This window comes from Lentilitoribacter sp. EG35 (genome assembly GCF_040784015.1).
Lineage (GTDB): Bacteria > Pseudomonadota > Alphaproteobacteria > Rhizobiales > Rhizobiaceae > Lentilitoribacter.
The window spans coordinates 104,323-124,562 of the sequence record NZ_JBFNGQ010000002.1 but is presented as its reverse complement, the minus strand read 5'-3'; the positions used below and the strand labels follow the sequence as shown (position 1 = coordinate 124,562).

Below are 20,240 nucleotides of genomic sequence, written 5' to 3'. Positions count from 1 at the left end.
AAAGGTTCTCTGTATAACCATGACCAAGGAGAATATGTGTGAAGTTGATATTTTTGTCATCATTGGTTCCGGTCAAAGATCCAAAATCGGGATATGATATCGCGAATCGCGTTATCGTAGATGGGTTATATGCGCTCGGTATTGACTTGAAAATCATGGGTTTTCTTACTCCCGGTGAGGAGCCAGCCTATCCCGATACGACGATTGTTCTGGGTGAACTCGAAGTTACAAATACAAAAGTCTCAAAGTTGCAGAAAGCCAGGTGGCTGATGAAAGCCGTGGCCGAAGGAATGACAGTATCATCTGCAAAAATGCTTGCTGTTGACGCTGATGTCATCCGGTCTAATTTGGATGGTTTGAGACCATTTGACGGTTTGATTTTAAATTCTGTACAATTAGCTGGTGCCTTTTTTGAGGTATTTAGCAAAGAGAAAACTATCTTCATTGCACATAATGTTGAATCAGCGTCCGCTATCAAAAATGCAACAGCGGCGGCTAATGGTGTTTCCGCATTTTTATTCAAGCGAGAGGCAACATTATTAGATAGGCTTGAAACTGAGTTATGCGCGCAGGCATCTCACGTTTGGACCTTAGCAGATCAAGATAGAATTGATCTAAATATAACACAGAAGTCGAATATGCTTCCCCTGGTGACATCTATAAAACCTGTTGTCCGGCCTGCAAACCAACATGTGATATACGATATAGGTACTATTGGGTCTTGGAGTTGGGCTGCTAATCGACAAGGTTTAGATTGGTTTTTGTCTAAGATCGTCCCCAAATTGCCCAATCAATACACCATTGCAATAGCCGGCAATATTGGGAACATACGGAGTGACGTGCCTGATAATGTCAAATTCCTAGGCCGAGTAGAAGATGCACGTGAATTTTGCCGTAGATGTGCAGTTATTCCACTATTTAGTCAGGAAGGTACCGGTGTTCAATTGAAAACAATCGAAACATTTGAATTGGGGCTTCCCGCTGTTGCAACACAAAATGCACTTCGAGGTATTTCGGATATTCCCGAAAATTGTTTCAAAGTCGAAGATCCGTATCAGTTTGCAGATGCATTAATTGATTGTGTTGAACGCACTAAGGGAGGGGTTAACTTACATATCGATGGAAATGAATTTCATCAACGTCAGCTTGACGCATTGATGTCCAACCTTTCTGTCGGTTTGAAAGCTGCGAATTTCCTGCACGATGTAAAGGAAGGTGCTCTATGACGGAGCAATCGTCAGAAAGAAGGAGTACCCAAATACTGGGTGTCGATGTGCTTGACCTAACGTGGGAACAGGCTTTTCGTACGGTTGAGAGCAAATTTTCAGATGATAAAAAGCAGCATATTTTCGGGTTCTTAAATGCGAACAATGCAAATATATCCGTTCACGATAAAGAATATCGAGACAGCTTAAGCGGTGTTACAATTCTGCCAGATGGTTTTGGTGTAGATATTGCAAATATGATACTTGAAGGCCATAAATTTTCGGCAAATTTGAATGGAACAGATTTTATACCAAGCTTAATGGTGTATCTAGATAAACCTATGACAATTGCAATGATTGGCGGCACTCAAAATGTTCTTGAAGATGCTTCGAGGGTTTTTGGTCAGCAAACGCCGTGGCATAATTTTGTACCTATTTCCGATGGGTACATAAATGATGATAAAACTGAGACAGCATTAAAAAAATTGGCCAAACTTAAGCCAGATATCCTATTGGTTGCCATGGGCAGCCCTCTTCAAGAGAAGTGGGTGCACAACTATATTAATCCAGAACATGGGAAGCTGGTGTTCACCGTTGGTGCATTGTTTGATTTTGTTTCCTCGACAATGCCTAGGGCACCTTTGTCTTGGCGAGAATGGCGTATAGAATGGTTATATAGATTACTGCTTGAACCGCGTCGCCTCTGGCGCCGATACATAGTCGGAAATCCACTGTTCATTTGGCGCATCTTTTGGCATAGAATCTTCGATAATCATCGTGTCCATAAAGGTTGAGTACTATTTTGACAGCCGTAATAACTGCATCATATGCAGACGATTTTGAACGTTGCCAACTTCTTTGCGAGAGTTTGGATAAGCATCTAAAGGGTGATTGGACACATTATCTACTTGTTGAAGAGTGTGATGTTGAAACATTTAGTAAACTGGGCGGAAAGAATAGGGTAATTGTAAGTGAACTTGATTTATTTCCGTGGTGGTTACGTTCGTTTCCCGATCCTGTTTCATCTCAGCATGCGCGTGTTTGGTTGTCACCATTTTCGCTTCCATTAAGGGGATGGCACGCACAACAAATTAGACGCCTCGCCATTGCTGAGAAACTTGATGAAGACATCATGTTATCAATCGACTCTGATGTCGTTCTTCTTCAAGATTTTGATGTAAATTCTTTACTGGTTGGTGAAGATATCCGTTTTTATTGCAATCCAAACGGGATTAACGAAAGCATGCAGGAACATATGCAGTGGTCAAAAAATGCTGGTTCACTTCTTGGCATTGCAGACGCGGATATGTGTTATGATGATTACATCAATACATTTATTGCCTGGCGCACACAAACGGTAAAAAATCTTCTTTGCCATATTGAGAAAGTTCACGGCCACAACTGGGTTAAATGTCTCATTAGAAATCGTGAAATGTCCGAGTGCATGATTTATGGTCGTTTTGCAAAAGAGATTGAAAAAGGTGTCAATCACAATGATAACCGACAGGCTCTCTGCAAGGTTATGTGGGATGAAAGTAATGGCGATGCATCTTCTGAAGGATTAAAGAACTTTCTATCTGAACTAAGTTCTGAACATGTCGCCATCGGAATTCAATCATTCGTACATACAGATATAGAAGAACTCAGAAAAATGACATTAGATTATAAACCTGCTTAGACATTACTCTTTTGAAGTGGTGCAATCTTATCAATAGCGGGATAACTCAAAAACAATGAAGCAATGTAGAGTATTCCAAATACCCCATTGAGCAGCGTTAGCCAGATATCGCTTGTAGCAAAATAATGCAATAATAGAGCTAGCAACCCAGTTTTTAGGATACCCAGAAGTAGTGCATTTCGTGTTCTAATGACGGTACGGTTGACGCCGTATAGCAATTCTGAATGATATTCAGCAAGATTTCTAAAACATGGTACCAATGCAACAAAAATAAGTATTGGCGTTACTTCGGCGACATTGTCTCCGAGTAGATTGGGGAAAATTGATAAGATCAGCGCCATGGCAATGATGCCCGCCAGGGAAATGCCGCCAATCGCAGCTTCAAAAATCAAGCGATTCTTAAGGCTTTGAATTATGGATTTCCGTTGCATAATTTTTTGGATAAGAAGTGTCAACATGGATCGAACTGGCAGCGCAGTCAGGTCTATCAATCGCATGAGGATCGCATAAATACCGGCAATCTTTGGCCCTCCCATGGCAAGAACTAGTAACTTGTCGACTTCATTTTGAGTGTAATATGTAAGCTCTGCCGCGGCCACCGACAGTGAATCAATCCAGCGGGCATAGTACAAGGATACGCGCCATCGCAACCTGACTTTTGGGTAGTAGAATAATACAGCAATTGCAGCTGAAGCGGCGTTCCCGCAAATGTAATAGATACCCCAATCTTGTAAGTCACCCATTGAGAGCCAAACGAATAACGCAGATGTTAACATCTTAACAAGCGTGCCAATGATCACAAGAATAGAGGCGTGCCCGAATTTATAGAGGCCATTTAGTAGGATGACTGCAACCTCTAATGTCCTCCAGAATATAACCTCTGCAAAAACGATGAACAAAAATGTTATCATCAACATCTGATGGGCAAACATCAGATAATAGATAATGATAGCGACAACCGCGATGATTGGCATTGATAAGATTGCTCCAGCAATCAGACCGGAGGTATAGACACCCAGTAAGCGCTTTTTTGCCGTAGCTATTCGGTATAGAGGGGAGACAAATCCAAAAGCAAAAAATCGTGATAAAATTATACCTGTTGCAGATGCTGCAGCAAAAAGCCCAAATTCATCAAAGCTCAATGTATTTGCAACAAGAATAAAATAAATGAGGGAAATGACCAGTCGCCCTGCAGAACCGCTTACAAGAATTGCGTAGGATCGAATATTATCAAAATTGGACAAATATGTTGATCTTATATGGTCTAACATTCAACTCAACCCGGCTTGTTATTGTAATTTTTGCCTCGATAAACTGAGTTATTTCATAAAAGTCTTAAGATGCTGTATTTAGAGATGTTTATTTCTGAAAACCATGATCAAAAGCTCTTTTGTTAATACTTTATTACCCATAATTTTTTAAGTTGCGTTAACAATTCATTCTTCTGTCTGGATCACATAAAGTATTATGCATCGAAAAAGGCGTTCATTATTAGATTATGCACCTGCTGGTTCAAAGCAGGATGATCGCGCCTATGCATCTGAACATCAGCGCTCAAAACTAAACGATGGAGATACGTTTCCATCACAAAAAAGCAAACTAAGAAGCCTTGCTGATGTGTTTGCAACTCGGCAAAAAAAGCAACAAAAAGAAAAATCTGAACCAATCCACAATCAGCATGATGATCTACTGGACTATTCCCACCAATCTCATAAACCCGCTCATGAACAGGGGGGACGTAGTAATCGTAAGCTGAGAGCATATTATCACGATCCCGATAAGCCGCTTTTAGACTTTGTTGCGATTGTTATGTCGGTTTGGCAAAGGAAATATTTGATAATTATACTTGCTTTGATCGGGGCATTTATTGGTGTGTTGATCGCATTGTCTACACCACATAAATATTATGCTGAAAGTCAGATATTTCTTGATCCGCGTGAGTTACGTTTAATCAACACTGATTTGAGTAATAATCCTGCTAGCTCTGAGTTGTTGCTTGCACTTGTTGATACGCAAATGCGCGTTGCGACATCTACTAGCGTGTTGGAAAATACCATAGATGAGCTTGGTCTGACAAATGATCCTGAATTTAGCCGAAATAGCGGAGGCATAGGGTCTGCTCTTAAGGAATTATTCTCATCTGCATCGAGTATTGGTACAGACGTTAATAAACGTGTCCTGGATCAGTTGAGAAAAAGCATCAGTGTAGGACGTGATCCCAAAACACTTGTCGTGAGTCTCGGTGTTACCACGCGTAATGCCGAGAAATCAGCAATCATCGCAAACTCTCTGGTAGAGCAGTTTCTGAAAGAATACAGCCAGAAAAAATCAGGTTTCTTCAATCAAACGTCGACATCGATCAACGCCAGATTGGATGAGCTGCGCCTGCGTTTGGATGACGCTGAGAAGGCTGTTGTCAAGTATCGAGCCGAAAATGATATTATCGATGTTGGTGGAGGCGTGATCAATCAAAAAGAGATGCAGTCTTTAAGTGACAGCCTAACAAAAGTTAGAGCAGAGCAAATAGCTAAAACTATTCTTGCAAAGGAGTTGGCAAAGGTTGATGTTAACGCAGTTATATCCGGGTCTTTTCCTCAGGCTGCTCTCACGACAACGCTTTCTGAACAACGAAAACAATATAGTGAGGCAAAATCGACGAGTGACTCACTTGCGGTTGGTTTAGGGCCGAGGCACCCAAAGTTGGTAGCTGCACAGGCCTCTGTAAAAGCGCTTGAATCTGATATTCGTGATGAACTTCGCCGGATAATTGCTGCAGCACAACGAGATGCAAAAAGAACTCAGCAGTCTGAGGCTGAACTAGCATCCCAACTTGCCGTTTTGAAATCCAAGTCATCTGATCAATCTGTAGAGAATCTGGAGCTAGAAGAACTTACCCGCAAAGCAGGATCGATACGCGCATTATATGAGCAACTACTCAGGAGTTCTAGCGAGACGGCTGTTCAGGGAGAGCTTTATAGTTCTAAAATTCAAGTCATCTCCAGAGCGGAATATCCAGATGTTCCCTCAACTATGTCTCGTAAAATTACAGTTGTACTATTTGCATTCATTGCAGGGATGTTGGGTGTTTTATATGCTATTATAATTGGTGCGTGGAATGGCATTCAGCAAAATTACAAATCGCAGTCAGCTGGAGTAGATTTGAGGGACGCGCCATATATCGATGATCGTGATTCCCATTTCGAACAAAGTTCGGATGCAAATCATCCAGCAGCTATCCAAAATCAGGACGAACCAACACGGCAGGGTAATCATCAAAATCATGTGCCCGTCCATTCATATGTCCACAATCAAGCGTATGGGGCATCATCACCGGTTCATCAGCAGCCTTACATCGATCCACGAATGATGCCAGGTGTGACATATCAGGCGCCAATGCAACATGCAGTCTATGCCGACGGTCAACATGTGCCAATATATCCAAATGCAATGCAGCACCCGGTTGCTACTCAGTCGACCTTAGATAAAGCGCTCGAACAAGAAACAATGCAGACCCGTTATGAACCTGATGTTCAGGCTGCGGGTCAGTCTTCACCGCAAGAAGTACATGCTTCTGGAGTTGGCAGCAAAGAAGATTATCAACGGTTGCGCAGTGAAGTACAGGATGTTCGTTCCAGGTTAGAGAGCTGGGTGAAGCAGAATGCCAGAGTTAGGTAATCTGATAAAACCGTTAATATATACACGCTAATCAGAAAACGCTGGCACCTTCATCTGAGTTTGATGCGATAGCTCTAAAAGCAGCAAACAATTCGCGACCCATACCAAATTCATTATCACTAAGATCACAAGTCGCGATCTCACGTGCATTAAATTCGGCCTCATCAACAAGCACGTTTAATGTGCCGTTAATTGCATCTAACTCGATCATATCACCTTCGCGTATTCTGGCGATGTTACCTTCATTCTTCGCTTCAGGGGTCATGTGAATTGCAGCTGGAACTTTACCTGAAGCACCAGACATGCGGCCATCAGTTAGAAGAGCAACTTTTTGACCACGATCAAGCAGCACACCCAATGGAGGGGTTAATTTATGTAACTCCGGCATGCCGTTAGCTTGCGGCCCTTGAAAACGAACAACGGCCACGAAATCACCATTAAGCTCATCAGCCTTGAACGCTGCCTGTAATGCCGCTTGACTATGAAAAATTTTTGCCGGGGCCTTAATCACCATATTGTCTTTTCTGACAGCGGAAACTTTAATCACTGAGCTACCAACATTACCCTTGAGCATTTTCAAGCCACCATCCTCACGAAATGGTGTTGACGCTTTTGAAATCACCTTGGGATCACCGCTCTCTTCGGGTGCCGCAACACGGTGAACAGCTCCGCTTTCGTTCAGTTTTGCTTCAACGCGATAAGCATCAAGGCCTTGGCCCCAAACGGTGCGCACATCTTCATGCAAAAGTCCGCTATCTAACAATTCTCCAATTAGATAGCCTAGTCCGCCAGCAGCTGCAAAATGGTTCACATCGGCGGGGCCATTTGGATAAACGCGAGCGAGAAGTGGAATAACATCAGAAAGCTCTGAAATGTCTTGCCACGTTAGATGAATTCCTGCTGCCTTTGCCATCGCCACAATGTGCATTGTATGGTTGGTAGAGCCGCCGGTTGCATGCAGGCCTATAACGCCGTTGACGATTGAGCGCTCGTCAATCATTTCTCCAACTGGGGTAAATTCATTACCCATTGCAGTAATGGCAATTGCGCGTTTTGCCGCTTCTTCTGTAAGTGCGTCGCGCAGTTTAGTACCTGGATTAATAAATGATGAGCCTGGAATATGCAGTCCCATGATTTCCATCAGCATTTGATTTGAATTTGCCGTGCCATAAAATGTGCATGTACCTGGACCGTGATAGGATTGGGATTCCGATTCCAAAAGTTCAGCACGCCCAACCTTACCCTCAGCATAGAGCTGGCGTATTCTTGCCTTGTCCTTATTTGACATACCACTTGTCATCGGCCCAGCGGGCACGAAGATCGCTGGAAGATGGCCAAATGTGAGAGCTGCAATTGTCAGACCAGGAACAATTTTATCGCATACACCAAGGTAAATAGCTGCATCAAACATGTCGTGTGACAAACCAACAGCCGTTGCCATTGCAATGATATCGCGCGAGAAGAGCGACAATTCCATTCCCGGTTCACCCTGGGTAACACCATCGCACATGGCTGGTACTCCACCTGCAACTTGGGCTGTTCCACCTGCTTCGCGAGCGGCTTTTTTGATAATATCAGGAAAAAACTGAAACGGCTGGTGAGCCGAAAGCATGTCATTATAAGCATTTATAATGCCAATATTTGGTTTTATGTCAGTTGACAGATCAGCCTTATCTTCACCGCTTGCGGCAAATCCGTGAGCCAGATTTGTGCAACCTAATTTCGATCGATGCGGTCCCTTGTGTGCGGACTGTCTGACACGATCCAAATATGGTTCGCGTGTTGGTTTCGAACGTTCAATGATACGTTTTGTAATATCCAGAATGCGCTGATCAGTGGACATGGTCTTCCTTCTCAAACTAGCAACTAGCTAATTAAATTCCTATTAGATTAAGGGGCCCAATATAGATGTATCGGCAGTTTAACAGCTTCAACAACAGACCGGATTGGCAAAATCTGTTCTGCATCTTCGGACATCGCTTGTTGAAGCACTTCATGTTTTTCATCGCCTTCAATATGCAGCACATGGTAGTGCGCTTTCATGATTTGTGGCAATGTTATTGTTAGTCGCGGCTCACCGGCACCCTCAGCTTCCATGTCCAAGATAGCTTTTGAACATGTAGGATTTATGGCGTCAGTCAAATTACTTCCGCCGGGGAAAAATGAAGCCGTATGACCATCAAGCCCCATGCCCAGAATAACAACATCGAAATTATTCATGTCTTTGAATTTGGCGTCCAACATATTCATTGCGTCATGAATAGCATAACCATTCATCCAAAAACCAAGAATGTTAACGGTGGAAGCCTCATTATTTGCAAGGTTTTCTCTAACAAGTTTTTCATTTGATCGCGGATCATCTGGTGCGACATATCTTTCGTCAACAAGGATAATTGTAACCTTATCCCAAGGCAGCGTGCGTGTTGAGAGCTCTTGAAAAAGGAGTTTTGGTGTGGAGCCACCTGAGACTGCAAGAGATGCATGGTCGTTTTTGTTGATGGCATCGCTTAAGCGTATAACGATATCATCAGCTAAACTAACAGCTAATTGCGGTCTGCTTTCATAAAGGTGATTGGTAATGTTATTCATGATCATACCAAGTACGTCCATCGCGTTCGATTAATGCTATGGCTTGGCTGGGGCCAGATGTGCCCGCCGTATAAGTCTGAGCAAGTTGCTCTGTATCTTCCCACGCAGTTAAAATCGGATCAATCCATTCCCATGCCGCTTCAACTTCATCTCCGCGCATAAAGAGTGTTTGATCATTGCGAATAACGTCGAGTAACAGCCGCTCGTAGGCGTCCGGATTTCTGGATTGGAAGCTCTCGGCAAAACTCATATCAAGCGGAACGTGCCGCAAACGCATGCCGCCAGGGCCTGGGTCTTTAATCATGATCCATTGTTTGACGCCTTCATCGGGTTGCAGACGAATGACGAGTTGATTGGCATACATATTTTGGCCTGCATCGCCAAAAATCGAATGAGGTACAGCTTTAAAATTTACTACAATCTCGGAGACGCGATTTGGCATACGCTTTCCGGTGCGTAGGTAAAATGGAACACCGCTCCAACGCCAGTTCTCTATTTCTGCTTTGATTGCAACATAAGTCTCAATGTTAGATGGCTCGCCCAATTCGTCCAGGTATCCTGAAACCGCACCGCCGTCTGATGCTCCTGCTTTATATTGACCTCTAACAGTCATTTTGTCTGCATTCTTTGTATCGATACGTTTAAGCGAACGTAGAACCTTCAGTTTTTCATCACGGACATTTTTAGCATTCATTGACGCTGGCGGTTCCATCGCGACAAGGCACATGAGCTGTACCAAGTGATTTTGAACCATATCTCGCAACGCGCCTGCATTATTATAATAACCCGCACGCCCTTCTAGTCCGACAGATTCTGATACATTGATTTGTACGTGGTCAATGTGTGCTGAATTCCAAAGTGGTTCATAGAGCATGTTCGCAAATCGAAGTGCCATAAGGTTTTGAACAGTTTCTTTTCCGAGATAGTGATCAATACGAAAGACTTGATCTTCATCGAAAACACTCGAAATTGTGTTATTCAGATCTTGAGCTGAAGCCAAATCTCTGCCGAGTGGTTTCTCAACCACAATTCGGGTTTTTTCCGTAATCAATCCATTGTCGCGGATGCGTTCAGAAATATCGCCAAACAATGATGGGCCAACAGCCATGTAAAAGGCGCGAACGTTCTCTGCACCTTCATCCAAAATCTTTTTTAATTCATCCCAACCACGATCAGCTTTCGCATCTAATGAGACATAATTAAGCCGATTGACAAATTTATCAGCTTCGCCTTTGTCATACTCTGCTTCTTTGACGTGTTCTTTCAAAGCTGCATGCGCAAACTTTTGATATTCCTTTTGGCTCATCTCAGTTCTGGACGCGCCAATGATGCGTGTGGGGTCTGTAAATTGGCCCGCAACCTGTCTGTGGTATAGTGCTGGTAAGAGCTTTCGTTCGGCTAAATCACCGGTGCCGCCAAAAACGACATAATCGAAAGGTTCAACTGGAATGGTCTGACTGCTCATGATTTATATCCATTTTAACTGTGACCGATATTTAATCTAATCGATTTAAAAATGCTAGTGTGTTGCCTCAAATTTTACTTTAGAGCAATGCTTGCCATTGATTTATAACATAAATTTATCTTCGATAATCAGCGGATTCATATCTGGATAAGAAAAAGCCCCGCTTGCGCGAGGCTTTATTAAAATGTTGTCTATGTTGAATTTTTATTTGTTAGCTACAATGACCGGCACCAAAAGATCACCCCAGTTGCCACCGCCGCCATGGTGGCGTGCTGAGCGAATTAATTCGACTGATACGCCCTCATCAACAGCCTTCATGATTGAGTTGTTCAAACGATGAAGATCGTTGGCAAGTCTATGAATAGATGCTTGCTGATTTTCAGGCATTGAATGTGATTGCTCTTCAGCTCTCTCTTTAACGCGTGTTTTAGGTGCCATAATCAACTCCATTATATTTTTGGCCTGACAGGTAGAGGTTTTGCCAGTTTGTAAATTTTTGTCATACTTGCTTAGAGTATTAAGATTACTCCTTGCGGATATGATTTCTCTGTGACTAAATTTACATGGAATGCGGTGCGTATCCATGAAAATTGTAAGAAATGATCATAAAATAGAGTTATGTTGTATATTTTTTCACAATGACAAATTGTAAACTTGTAAATTTTGTAAAAACTGACTAAATCAAAATCAGTAAAAACTTGTAATAAGTTGGAGAATAATGGCTGATCAGAAAGTTTTTCTTGGGCCGCGCGTACGCCGGATCCGCAATTCACTTGGCTTAACGCAAACAGCGATGGCTGAGGATTTGGGAATTTCCCCGTCATATTTGAATTTAATTGAGCGCAATCAGCGACCGTTGACCGTGCCGCTTATCATAAAACTTTCATCTGTTTATAAAATTGATCCGCAAGAATTGCAGGTCGAAGGGGCGGGCACTCTGAGCGCCTTGAAAGAAGTATTTAATGATCCTTTGCTAATTGGTGAATTGCCTGGAGATCAAGAGTTGGTGGAAGTTGCTGATGCTGCACCGAATGCGGCTTCGGGAATGGTCAAACTTTATCGTGCCTACACCGAGCAGTTGATGCGATTAAGTGATTTATCTGCAATGTTAGCCAAAGATGATAGCTCAATGCAGATATCAGGCTCTCGGTTGCCTATTGATACTGTCCGCAATGCATTTGAAGAACGACCAAATTATTTTGGCAGGATTGATGAGGCCGCTGAAAAGTTCAGCGATGAATTTATTTCTGCTGATGAGCCAGCTGCATCTTTGCGTGATTGGTTGAAAGCAAAACACGGTATAACGATAAAGGTTCTGCCCGTGAGGACCATGCCAAGTCTACGACGACGACTTGATAGACATTCAATGCGGTTGTTTATTTCTGCACGATTATCACCGCATGATCGATTGCGGGAAATTGCGATAGAAGCGGGCATGCTTGCGCTTGCAAAACCAATTCAGGATGAGTTGGAGGGATTAAATCTACAAGGCGAAGAAGCTATTCGGATTGCCCGCGCTGAGCTAGCTCGTTATGCAGCTCATGCATTGATTATGCCTTATGCCAAATTTCAAACAGCGGCAAAACGATACGAATATGATATCGATGCTTTAAGCGCCCAGTTTAATGTTTCATTTGAACAAGTTGCCACACGGTTGACCACGCTTCAGCGACCAGATTTACCCGCTGTCCCTTACTTTTTATTAGAAGTAGACAATGCTGGAAACATAGTCCGGCGCGCTGGTGCAAAAGGTTATCCTCGTTCTCAATTTGGCGGGGCATGCCCCAAACACAGCATTTATTCTGCATTCGCGCTGCCCGGTCAAGTGTTTACAAATCAGGTGAAGCTACCTGATGGTACAGACTTCATTACGCTGTCGCGAACAGTAGATGGCCTGAAAGGTTCGCTGAACGACCCAGTCCGTCGTACAGCTATCATGTTATGTTGCTCGTCCGAGTATGCTGATCAGATAGGATATTCTTCTGATATCGGTCAGCTCACAAATATCGAAGTAGGTCCAACATGTCGCCTGTGCGAACGTCAAGGTTGTGTTTCGCGCGCAGAACCATCGATCACGAGGCCGTTAGGGCTTGATGAGATGGTCAGTGGTCTCAGTGCGTTTGATTTCTAATTTGGAGGTGGCCGGAATAAGTGCACAATGATCCATATCAGGGTGATGACAATTGAGCCTAGAATCAAGTGACGAACGGCCCAATCAGCCCGTTTTTATTGTATTAAAAATTGTTCTGGAACTTAATCCCAGATCATTGACTAACTTAGGCGCAGAAATGTTTAGCGCTGCCAGTGTAGCGCCCGTCAGCAATGAAGCGATTGCAATTTTCAAAATGTGTAAGTAATTTGTCTTTATCTGAACTTAACTGCTGGAACAGATGGTGATACAATTGGGTTTGGCCATGAACCGCCGATAAAGAATAAAAAGACATTGTCGGTCGGTTTGGGAGATTCGGAACTCGTTTGTCCAGTTTGACTGGCTATAGGACTAACGCTTCCTTGAAGCGCAAAACTACCCTTTGCGAACGGTATAATGCCATTCAGAATAATTTGCTCGTCACCGGACATAATGATTGCTTGTTGAATGCTCGCTATCCCGCCATCAATGTCGACGTCCAATTCTGCCATGTCAAAGCTTAAACTGCCATTTGCAGCATCATTTAGTCCAAAAAACTTCTTTTCTGATGCAAGTTGTTTGATTTGATCAAGATTGACTCCCGGTACGGATCCGTCATTTAAAGTGATAGAAAGCCCACCTCGAATATTCGCAACATCAGTTGCCCAAAGCGGTCGTTCTGAGGTGAGTTTCAAATCAAGGTCCCCAGTGCCTCGCGGCAATGGGCCTTCCAATTCGAGGGTTGTAAAAAACTCATCAAAGTCCACAGCGCGAACTGAGATGGAAATTTCGCCGCCACCATCAATACCTTTGTCAGAAATGGAAATCTTGCCAATCAGCTGACCACCATATGCGGTTGCATCTCCAACATTAAACGTTGCATCTTCGCGATTGACTTTCACCGCTGCCGCTAAATTTGACATTTCGACCGGGCCAAATTTTGCTGATTGTGCCGAAAGTCTGAGATCTAATCCAAGCTGTTTCAAAAATCGTGTATCAATCGTGTTGGCAATATCATCGCTTGATTTTGGCAAAGGGGTGAAAGCACGTAAAAATGACTCGATATCAAGTGTGTTAAAGGCAAGTGTGCCACTCAAGACTGGCGGGCCATCATCTTCCAGGGAATAGTCCAATATGCCGATGCCACGATTGTCCCCGATCTTGACGATAAGGTCTTCAAACTTTGCACCTGTCAGTGTTCCTGAGACGTCTGCTTGCAGATCAACAGCCCCTAGTGCTGCCCCCGGTTTTATCTCGCTTCCGGACCACTCGATGGCGCGTCTAACTGATGGAGTGTTTAGCGCCAATTCGCCTTTAAGGAAAACTTTGCTGCCAGCTTGAATTTCACCATTATAGCTGAAATTGACGAGATCGGATTTGAGGGTGATATTCGTATCAACAACTTCTCCATGAATAAGGTTCACAGTATCAAGATCAACTATGTTCAGATTTATCTTCTCGCCGCGAACAATCGCCTCAAAATTGGTCGTAAGTGTATTTGTAAAGCTTGAACGAGTTATTCGACCATTTATTGATGATATTTTCTCAGGTTCATTTCCCGGATCGGTTATCAGTAGAACGGTTCCACCTTCAATTTCCAGGTTTTGAAAATCGAATAAGTTAGAATCAAAAGGACCTTCTGTTGATGCGCTTACAATCAAATTTGTTGTTTGCGTTGAAACATTAGAGTTTAACAAACCGCCCAAAATATTTGAGGTGGGAAGCCAGTTAGATGTGCCATCAGGATATATCTCTAACTGCACAGTAGGCCGCACTAATTTGTAGTTGGAAAAGCTTGGTTCGCCAAATAGTGCAGAAAATAGGCTCATATCAGCAGAAACGCTATCGGCGATTAATAGTGATTCCTCGGTGCTGATTTCGGTTTTTCCCACTGTTACCGCGCCCAAAGAAATTTTAGCATTGGGCCATAATGTAATTTTTGGCTCCGTGTTAAAGGTTACCTTTTGGCCAATAGTTTCCGAAATTACAAGTTCGAAGCGTTGCTTGACAAGATCAGTTGAAACGATGCTTGGGATAAAAACCCAAGCAAGCGAGATGAGGATAACGAAGCAAAACAATAGCAATATCGACCACTTAACCAGTCGATTTTTCAACCAATGCATCACCTATATCTCCCAGATAAACTGTCCAATTAAAAATCCTGATAACCTGTGTATCATGCCAATGCAAAAAAACCACAAATTATGTTTGCACGCGGTTGCAAAAATAATCTATACTTGTGACTGGATTAATCTATTTTTTTGTCTAAACATTAACTGAACAATTGAGTTTCTTGAGAATAAAGGTCTTCATTACTGGAGAAAATCGACATGAAAAAAGTATATGCAAACGCAAATGATGCGTTGGATGGTTTGTTGCATGATGACATGCTTATTGCCGCAGGTGGGTTTGGCCTGTGTGGGATACCTGAGTTGCTTATTAAAGCAATTCACAAACATGGCGCAAAGGACTTAACTTTTGCATCAAACAACGCAGGTGTGGACGACTTTGGTATTGGGATTTTACTCCAAGCGCGCCAAGTTAAAAAGATGATTTCATCCTATGTTGGTGAAAATGCAGAATTCATGCGCCAATATCTTTCAGGTGAACTCGAGCTGGAATTTGCTCCCCAAGGCACCCTCGCTGAACGAATGAGATCTGCGGGATGCGGCATACCGGGATTTTACACAAAAACAGGTGTTGGTACTGTGATTGCGGAAGGCAAGGAGCATAAAGAGTTTAATGGTGAAACATATATTCTCGAAGAAGGCATTTTCGCTGACTTATCCATTGTAAAAGCATGGAAAGCTGATGAAACAGGTAATCTTGTATTTCGCAAAACAGCAAGAAATTTCAATCCACCTGCTGCTATGTGTGGAAAAATTTGTGTCGCAGAAGTTGAAGAGATCGTGCCAACAGGTTCGCTAGATCCAGATGGCATTCATCTGCCCGGTATTTATGTAAATCGCCTCATTCATGGTGATCATGAAAAGCGAATTGAACAACGTACTGTAAGTGCAGCCTAATAAAGATTTGAAGGAAATTATCATGTGGGATCGTAATCAAATGGCTGCGAGAGCAGCAAAAGAACTTCAAGATGGCTGGTATGTAAATTTGGGAATTGGTATTCCTACATTGGTCGCAAATTTCATTCCTGATGACATTGAGGTTACGCTTCAATCGGAGAATGGAATGCTGGGCATGGGTCCATTTCCAACAGAAGAAAATATCGATGCTGACCTTATCAACGCGGGCAAACAAACAATTACTGAATTGCCTCAAACAGCATATTTTGATTCATCACAAAGCTTCGGCATGATCCGAGGTGGCAAGATTGCAATGGCGATCCTGGGCGCAATGGAAGTTGCAGAAAATGGCGATCTGGCCAATTGGATGATCCCTGGTAAGCTTGTGAAAGGCATGGGTGGTGCGATGGATCTTGTTGCTGGGGTCGGGCGCGTGGTTGTTGTTATGGATCATACGAACAAAAAGGGTGAATCAAAGCTTCTTAAAGAATGTACACTTCCTTTAACTGGCAAGGCTGTCGTTGATCGAATTATTACCAATCTAGGGGTGCTTGATGTTGTTGAGGGCGGACTTAAACTCGTTGAACTCGCTGATGGTGTTACAGAAGACGAACTTAGAGCCGCGACAGAGGCAAAATTGGTTTAACTCTTGATATAAATTTAAATCGGCAATTTCGCGAACTAGATTCAATTTGAATGATTTAATTATTTGGATGTCAATTGGTAAGCGTTATTATCATTTTAGCATTTTAAGATGCTGTCATGATTGCTTGTCTAATTTTATGAGGCTCCTTTTGAGGAGCCTCTTTTTTTATGTGATGAAAGCTCAAGGTCAGTCGTGTAACCTAAACACCAGCACAAAAATCAATGTATGTTTTATAGAAATATGTTGGTTAAATTACTCCGCGAGAACTCTTTGTGGCGGAAAGTTTATTGTCACGAGCGTTCCATCGCCGGGCGAAGAGATAATGTCAAACATTGCACGGTTCGCCTCCGTCATAGCGCGTGTGAGAGGCAAACCAAGTCCGGTTCCTTCTCCGCGTTGAACCGTTTCTTGCCCGACTTGACCAAATGGTTGCATTGCGCGCTCAAGCTCTGCTCTACTCATACCAATGCCGTTATCTCGGATACGCAAAAGCACATGCCCATTGGCTTCAAGAGATGTCGATACAACTATTTGTCCACCTGCCGGTGTGAACCGAATTGAATTTGATAAAACGTTCAGCAATATCTGTCGAATTGAGCGTTGATCAGCAACGACGTTAGGAACATCAGATGGTAGACTTGATCTGGTAACAACCCTATTTTCATTCGCGATTTGTTGCATAATGGATAAGGCTTCATTGATCTCGTTGTTGAGATTAACCGACTGGAAGTCCAATTCTTGCTGACCCGCCTCAATCTTTGATATATCCAAAAGATCGTTGACAATATCAAGCACATGGCGACCGGATTTGCTGATGTCATGCGCATATTCAACATAGCGTGGATGACCAGTGGGGCCAAAACGTTCCTGAGAAATGAGATCGGAGAACCCAATAATTGCATTTAAAGGTGTTCGAATTTCATGACTAACACGTGCAAGAAAATCTGACTTATGCGAACTCGCAGATTCAGCGTCTTTCTTTGCTTTTCGAAGTTCATCTTCAGCATATCTAGATTGGGTGATATCTCTTAAAACAGCGCAATATCCGCCCGAACCCGAGAGGCGGCCAATGGTCATGGAAAGAGGTAATGTTCCGCCCGATGATACGCGCCCCACAACTTCACGCCCATCATTTAAGATGCTTGTAACCCCATGCTCGGACAACGCGTTTACGTAATCTAATACAGATTTCTGACTATCAGAAGCAAAAAGCATGGCAAATGGCTCGCCCACCGTTTCGCTGGCATCATAGTCGAAAAGCGCTGAGGCTGAGGCGTTGATTGATTGTATGTGACCATCTTCGCCAATTATAACAACACCATCGGTAGCTGTTTCCAAAATAGAATTTAGATCAGAAATTTTGGTTTTTAAACGTTCATATTCCTCGGAAGCAGATTCATTTGGCAAACTGTTTTTGATCAATCGGTCAAAAGTAAGGCTGAGAGCCTTTTCATTTTGCCAACGTGTGACATGCATAGTAGATTTAACAGCCAGATGCTGACCATCTGCACAGCGAATGATGAGTTCATCATTTGCCCCCACGTGTTCATTCTTAAAATCTACTTCTTCGGTGTTTTCGATAAACAGATGTTCCAGCCCACCTAGCTTGCTGAGTTGGGCTATGTCGATATAGCCTGTGAGATCAAAGAAAGCTTCGTTTGCGAACAGCAAATCATCTGATCTGTAGACCAGAACTGCGGCTTCATCATTAATGACATCGGACCCAATTGGCATGTCTGAAGTGGAAGGATAATCATATTTTTCCAACTCCGGTTCAATTGGTGCGTCATGTTTTTCAGAGCCATCGTCATTATGAGTTTCGGTCTCCTCAAAATGAGTTTGATCTAAGGCGTCATCATCATCTCTATTAAGTTCATCGAAGGAGACATCTTCAAGAGAGCTTTCTTCATCAATAAATTCGTCTTCCGATTCATCAGTGTCGCTGAAATCATCATTAATTTTGCTAAGCTTTTCGCGAATTTCAAAAAATGCTGCCTGTTCGTCGTCAGTCAGTTTTTCGCGGGCTTCGCGTCGTAACTCATCTAAATGGACAACTTTATCACCTTGCCGACGTTTGGGAGTGTCAGACGTTTCAAGTGCCGGCACTTCTCCTTGATATGGATCGTCCTCATCGTATGGATCTTTGTTGCTTGAAGATGTTGCCTCTTCATTTTTCTCAATTATGTTTTCAGGGTCAACTGTTGATTTTACAGGATCTGTATTATCGCTTGATGTTTCCTCAGTTTGAGGGCCATCAACAAGTGCAAACCCAATAGCCTCTGGGTCATGAATTGCATCTTGAATTCGCGCAACACCAAAGCCTCGATAGCCATCGAATAATCGATCTCGAGTGTATGTGGGGAGGGCTGCCAAATCGACTGGGACGCTTAAATCTGTTCCTTGAACTGGCCACATCACTGTTTTACCAGACCAAGTATCTCTACGACGTATAAGATCGGCAATTTCGTCACTTGGATTTAAATTGAAAACAAGTGCAACATCGCCGAACCTGCGACCCAAAATATTCGCTGAGTTGGGTCCTAGAGCTTCACCTAATTCAGGAGAGATCTCTGTAAAAATTGAGGCAGCATCTGTGCGCCATACGAAACGGACAGCGCGTTGTTTTGGATCAAAAACGAACTGATCTTTGTCTGCGGGCTCTATATTCTCAATCACCGTATTTTCAGATGAAGATGTCGCTGAAGCTTGTTCCCCAGCCACTTCAATCGTGCCAGCTTTTTCTGAAGCAGCGCCAATATTCGGCTCGACATTTATTTCGGTTTCAAGATTGTCTGTTGCATCAGCATTTTTTTCTGACGTAGATACCATTGGATGATCGTTGTCAGCAACATCGGCAACAGGACTATCTTCAATGACATCTACATCTACATCTACATCTTCATCAATCACAAAGAGAAGATATAAATCTGGATCTTCGGAGAGATGCCCAATGGCGGAGGGTAGTTCTCCTTTGATTGTTTCAATTGGACGTTTCACAAGTCTGTCTGCTTCGCCTGCGGCTTCTTCAGTTATTTTTCGGCGTTCATATAAATCGATTTTCAGTGCATCTATTTGCTCTGTGGCGCCTAACATCTGTCCCTTGTCGCCAAGAACTGCAACACATGTTCCTGTGTTTTCAAAGCCCGCTATTATGTGGTCGACATCTAATGCACTGTGAGATGGTGTCATTTCTTTATTAATGACGACCAGAATTGCCTTTTCATCTCTTGGTAATGTTATTAATTCAAGTGATAGATCAAGCTTTGTTCCATCGCCCTTTGTCAAAATTTGCAAATTTGCGGTTTTGATAACTTTGTTATTCATCAACTGCTTTGCTGTTTCACGCAGTTTTTTTCTCGTTTTCTTTCTATCGATCAGCCCTTCATCCATGAAGTCGTAGATCGTATCAAACTTAAAAAATCTGGCGGCAGCTCCATTTACCCAAAGCAAATTCTCAAAATTGGGTGTTACAATTGCGAGCGCTTTGCCGTCCGAAAATGGCTTACGTATGGCGTCATGAACGGCCAAATCAATAAAAGGATACATAATTTTTTTCATGGCTTTACGGTGCTGCCCTAGATCATAGAATACATTTAGTCCTTGTTTTGATAGCGTTTTATATCTCGAAGGTCCATAAAACTCAGGCTTGAGGACCCTAATTTATTAAAAAAGGGTTAATTTTAGGGAGCCCAGAAATATAAGCTCCCTTTCGTGGACCTGCAGTCATACAAGGCCAATCGTAGTTTAAAATTGGCCATAGTTCATTCAGAAAGTTGAAATGAAGGCCATCATTTAGAGAATTTTGCATTAGATTTCGCTTTGGGTCTT

Annotated in this window: 14 protein-coding genes; 7 read left to right on the top strand and 7 right to left on the bottom strand. The window is 42.9% G+C overall.

All coding sequences use genetic code 11. The features are described 5' to 3' along the window. The first annotated feature begins 38 nt into the window (after nt 1-38). From AB2J24_RS04465 to AB2J24_RS04455, 3 genes are read left to right on the top strand one after another with little or no spacing between them, the layout of a single operon-like run. Nucleotides 39-1,226, top strand: a complete 1,188-nt coding sequence (locus AB2J24_RS04465) for a glycosyltransferase family 4 protein (protein ID WP_367384604.1) — start codon at nt 39-41, stop codon at nt 1,224-1,226. Continuing rightward, the gene (locus tag AB2J24_RS04460; protein WP_367384603.1) at nt 1,223-1,999 is read left to right on the top strand and encodes a WecB/TagA/CpsF family glycosyltransferase; all 777 of its coding nucleotides are present in this window, start codon (nt 1,223-1,225) and stop codon (nt 1,997-1,999) included. Before AB2J24_RS04465 ends, AB2J24_RS04460 begins: the two co-directional genes overlap by 4 nt. 8 nt (nt 2,000-2,007) lie before the next feature. Further along, complete coding sequence (locus tag AB2J24_RS04455; protein WP_367384602.1) at nt 2,008-2,883, top strand: DUF6492 family protein; 876 nt, start codon at nt 2,008-2,010, stop codon at nt 2,881-2,883. On the opposite strand, the gene AB2J24_RS04450 is transcribed toward AB2J24_RS04455, so the two are convergent. Continuing rightward, on the bottom strand, nt 2,880-4,154 hold the full coding sequence (locus tag AB2J24_RS04450; protein ID WP_367384601.1) for a lipopolysaccharide biosynthesis protein: 1,275 nt from the start codon (nt 4,152-4,154) through the stop codon (nt 2,880-2,882). The genes AB2J24_RS04455 and AB2J24_RS04450 overlap by 4 nt on opposite strands. Nucleotides 4,155-4,350: 196 nt before the next feature. Between AB2J24_RS04450 and AB2J24_RS04445 the strand changes: the two genes are divergently transcribed. Beyond that, a complete protein-coding gene (locus AB2J24_RS04445; RefSeq protein WP_367384600.1) occupies nt 4,351-6,558 on the top strand; it encodes a GumC family protein in 2,208 nt (735 codons plus the stop codon). A gap of 31 nt (nt 6,559-6,589) precedes the next feature. On the opposite strand, the gene edd is transcribed toward AB2J24_RS04445, so the two are convergent. The 4 genes from edd to AB2J24_RS04425 all read right to left on the bottom strand — a co-directional run bounded on the left by edd (nt 6,590) and on the right by AB2J24_RS04425 (nt 11,050). Further along, on the bottom strand, nt 6,590-8,401 hold the full coding sequence (edd, locus tag AB2J24_RS04440; protein ID WP_367384599.1) for a phosphogluconate dehydratase: 1,812 nt from the start codon (nt 8,399-8,401) through the stop codon (nt 6,590-6,592). A 47-nt stretch (nt 8,402-8,448) separates the two neighbouring features. Further along, nucleotides 8,449-9,153, bottom strand: a complete 705-nt coding sequence (pgl, locus tag AB2J24_RS04435; RefSeq protein ID WP_367384598.1) for a 6-phosphogluconolactonase — start codon at nt 9,151-9,153, stop codon at nt 8,449-8,451. Next, the gene (zwf, locus tag AB2J24_RS04430) at nt 9,140-10,612 is read right to left on the bottom strand and encodes a glucose-6-phosphate dehydrogenase (RefSeq protein ID WP_367384597.1); all 1,473 of its coding nucleotides are present in this window, start codon (nt 10,610-10,612) and stop codon (nt 9,140-9,142) included. Before zwf ends, pgl begins: the two co-directional genes overlap by 14 nt. 204 nt (nt 10,613-10,816) lie before the next feature. Continuing rightward, on the bottom strand, nt 10,817-11,050 hold the full coding sequence (locus tag AB2J24_RS04425; RefSeq protein WP_162654148.1) for a hypothetical protein: 234 nt from the start codon (nt 11,048-11,050) through the stop codon (nt 10,817-10,819). Nucleotides 11,051-11,330: 280 nt separating this feature from the next. Here AB2J24_RS04425 and AB2J24_RS04420 point away from each other — a divergent pair, with 280 nt between their 5' ends. Continuing rightward, a complete protein-coding gene (locus tag AB2J24_RS04420; RefSeq protein WP_162654147.1) occupies nt 11,331-12,743 on the top strand; it encodes a helix-turn-helix domain-containing protein in 1,413 nt (470 codons plus the stop codon). 233 nt (nt 12,744-12,976) lie between these two features. On the opposite strand, the gene AB2J24_RS04415 is transcribed toward AB2J24_RS04420, so the two are convergent. Further along, complete coding sequence (locus tag AB2J24_RS04415) at nt 12,977-14,863, bottom strand: AsmA family protein (protein ID WP_367384596.1); 1,887 nt, start codon at nt 14,861-14,863, stop codon at nt 12,977-12,979. 207 nt (nt 14,864-15,070) lie between these two features. Here AB2J24_RS04415 and AB2J24_RS04410 point away from each other — a divergent pair, with 207 nt between their 5' ends. After that, nucleotides 15,071-15,766 (top strand): CoA transferase subunit A, encoded by a 696-nt coding sequence (locus AB2J24_RS04410; RefSeq protein WP_367384595.1) that lies wholly within the window; start codon nt 15,071-15,073, stop codon nt 15,764-15,766. A 19-nt stretch (nt 15,767-15,785) separates the two neighbouring features. Next, on the top strand, nt 15,786-16,412 hold the full coding sequence (locus AB2J24_RS04405; RefSeq protein ID WP_162654453.1) for a CoA transferase subunit B: 627 nt from the start codon (nt 15,786-15,788) through the stop codon (nt 16,410-16,412). A 252-nt stretch (nt 16,413-16,664) separates the two neighbouring features. On the opposite strand, the gene AB2J24_RS04400 is transcribed toward AB2J24_RS04405, so the two are convergent. Further along, a complete protein-coding gene (locus AB2J24_RS04400; protein ID WP_367384594.1) occupies nt 16,665-19,958 on the bottom strand; it encodes an ATP-binding protein in 3,294 nt (1,097 codons plus the stop codon). Nucleotides 19,959-20,240: the final 282 nt, after the last annotated feature.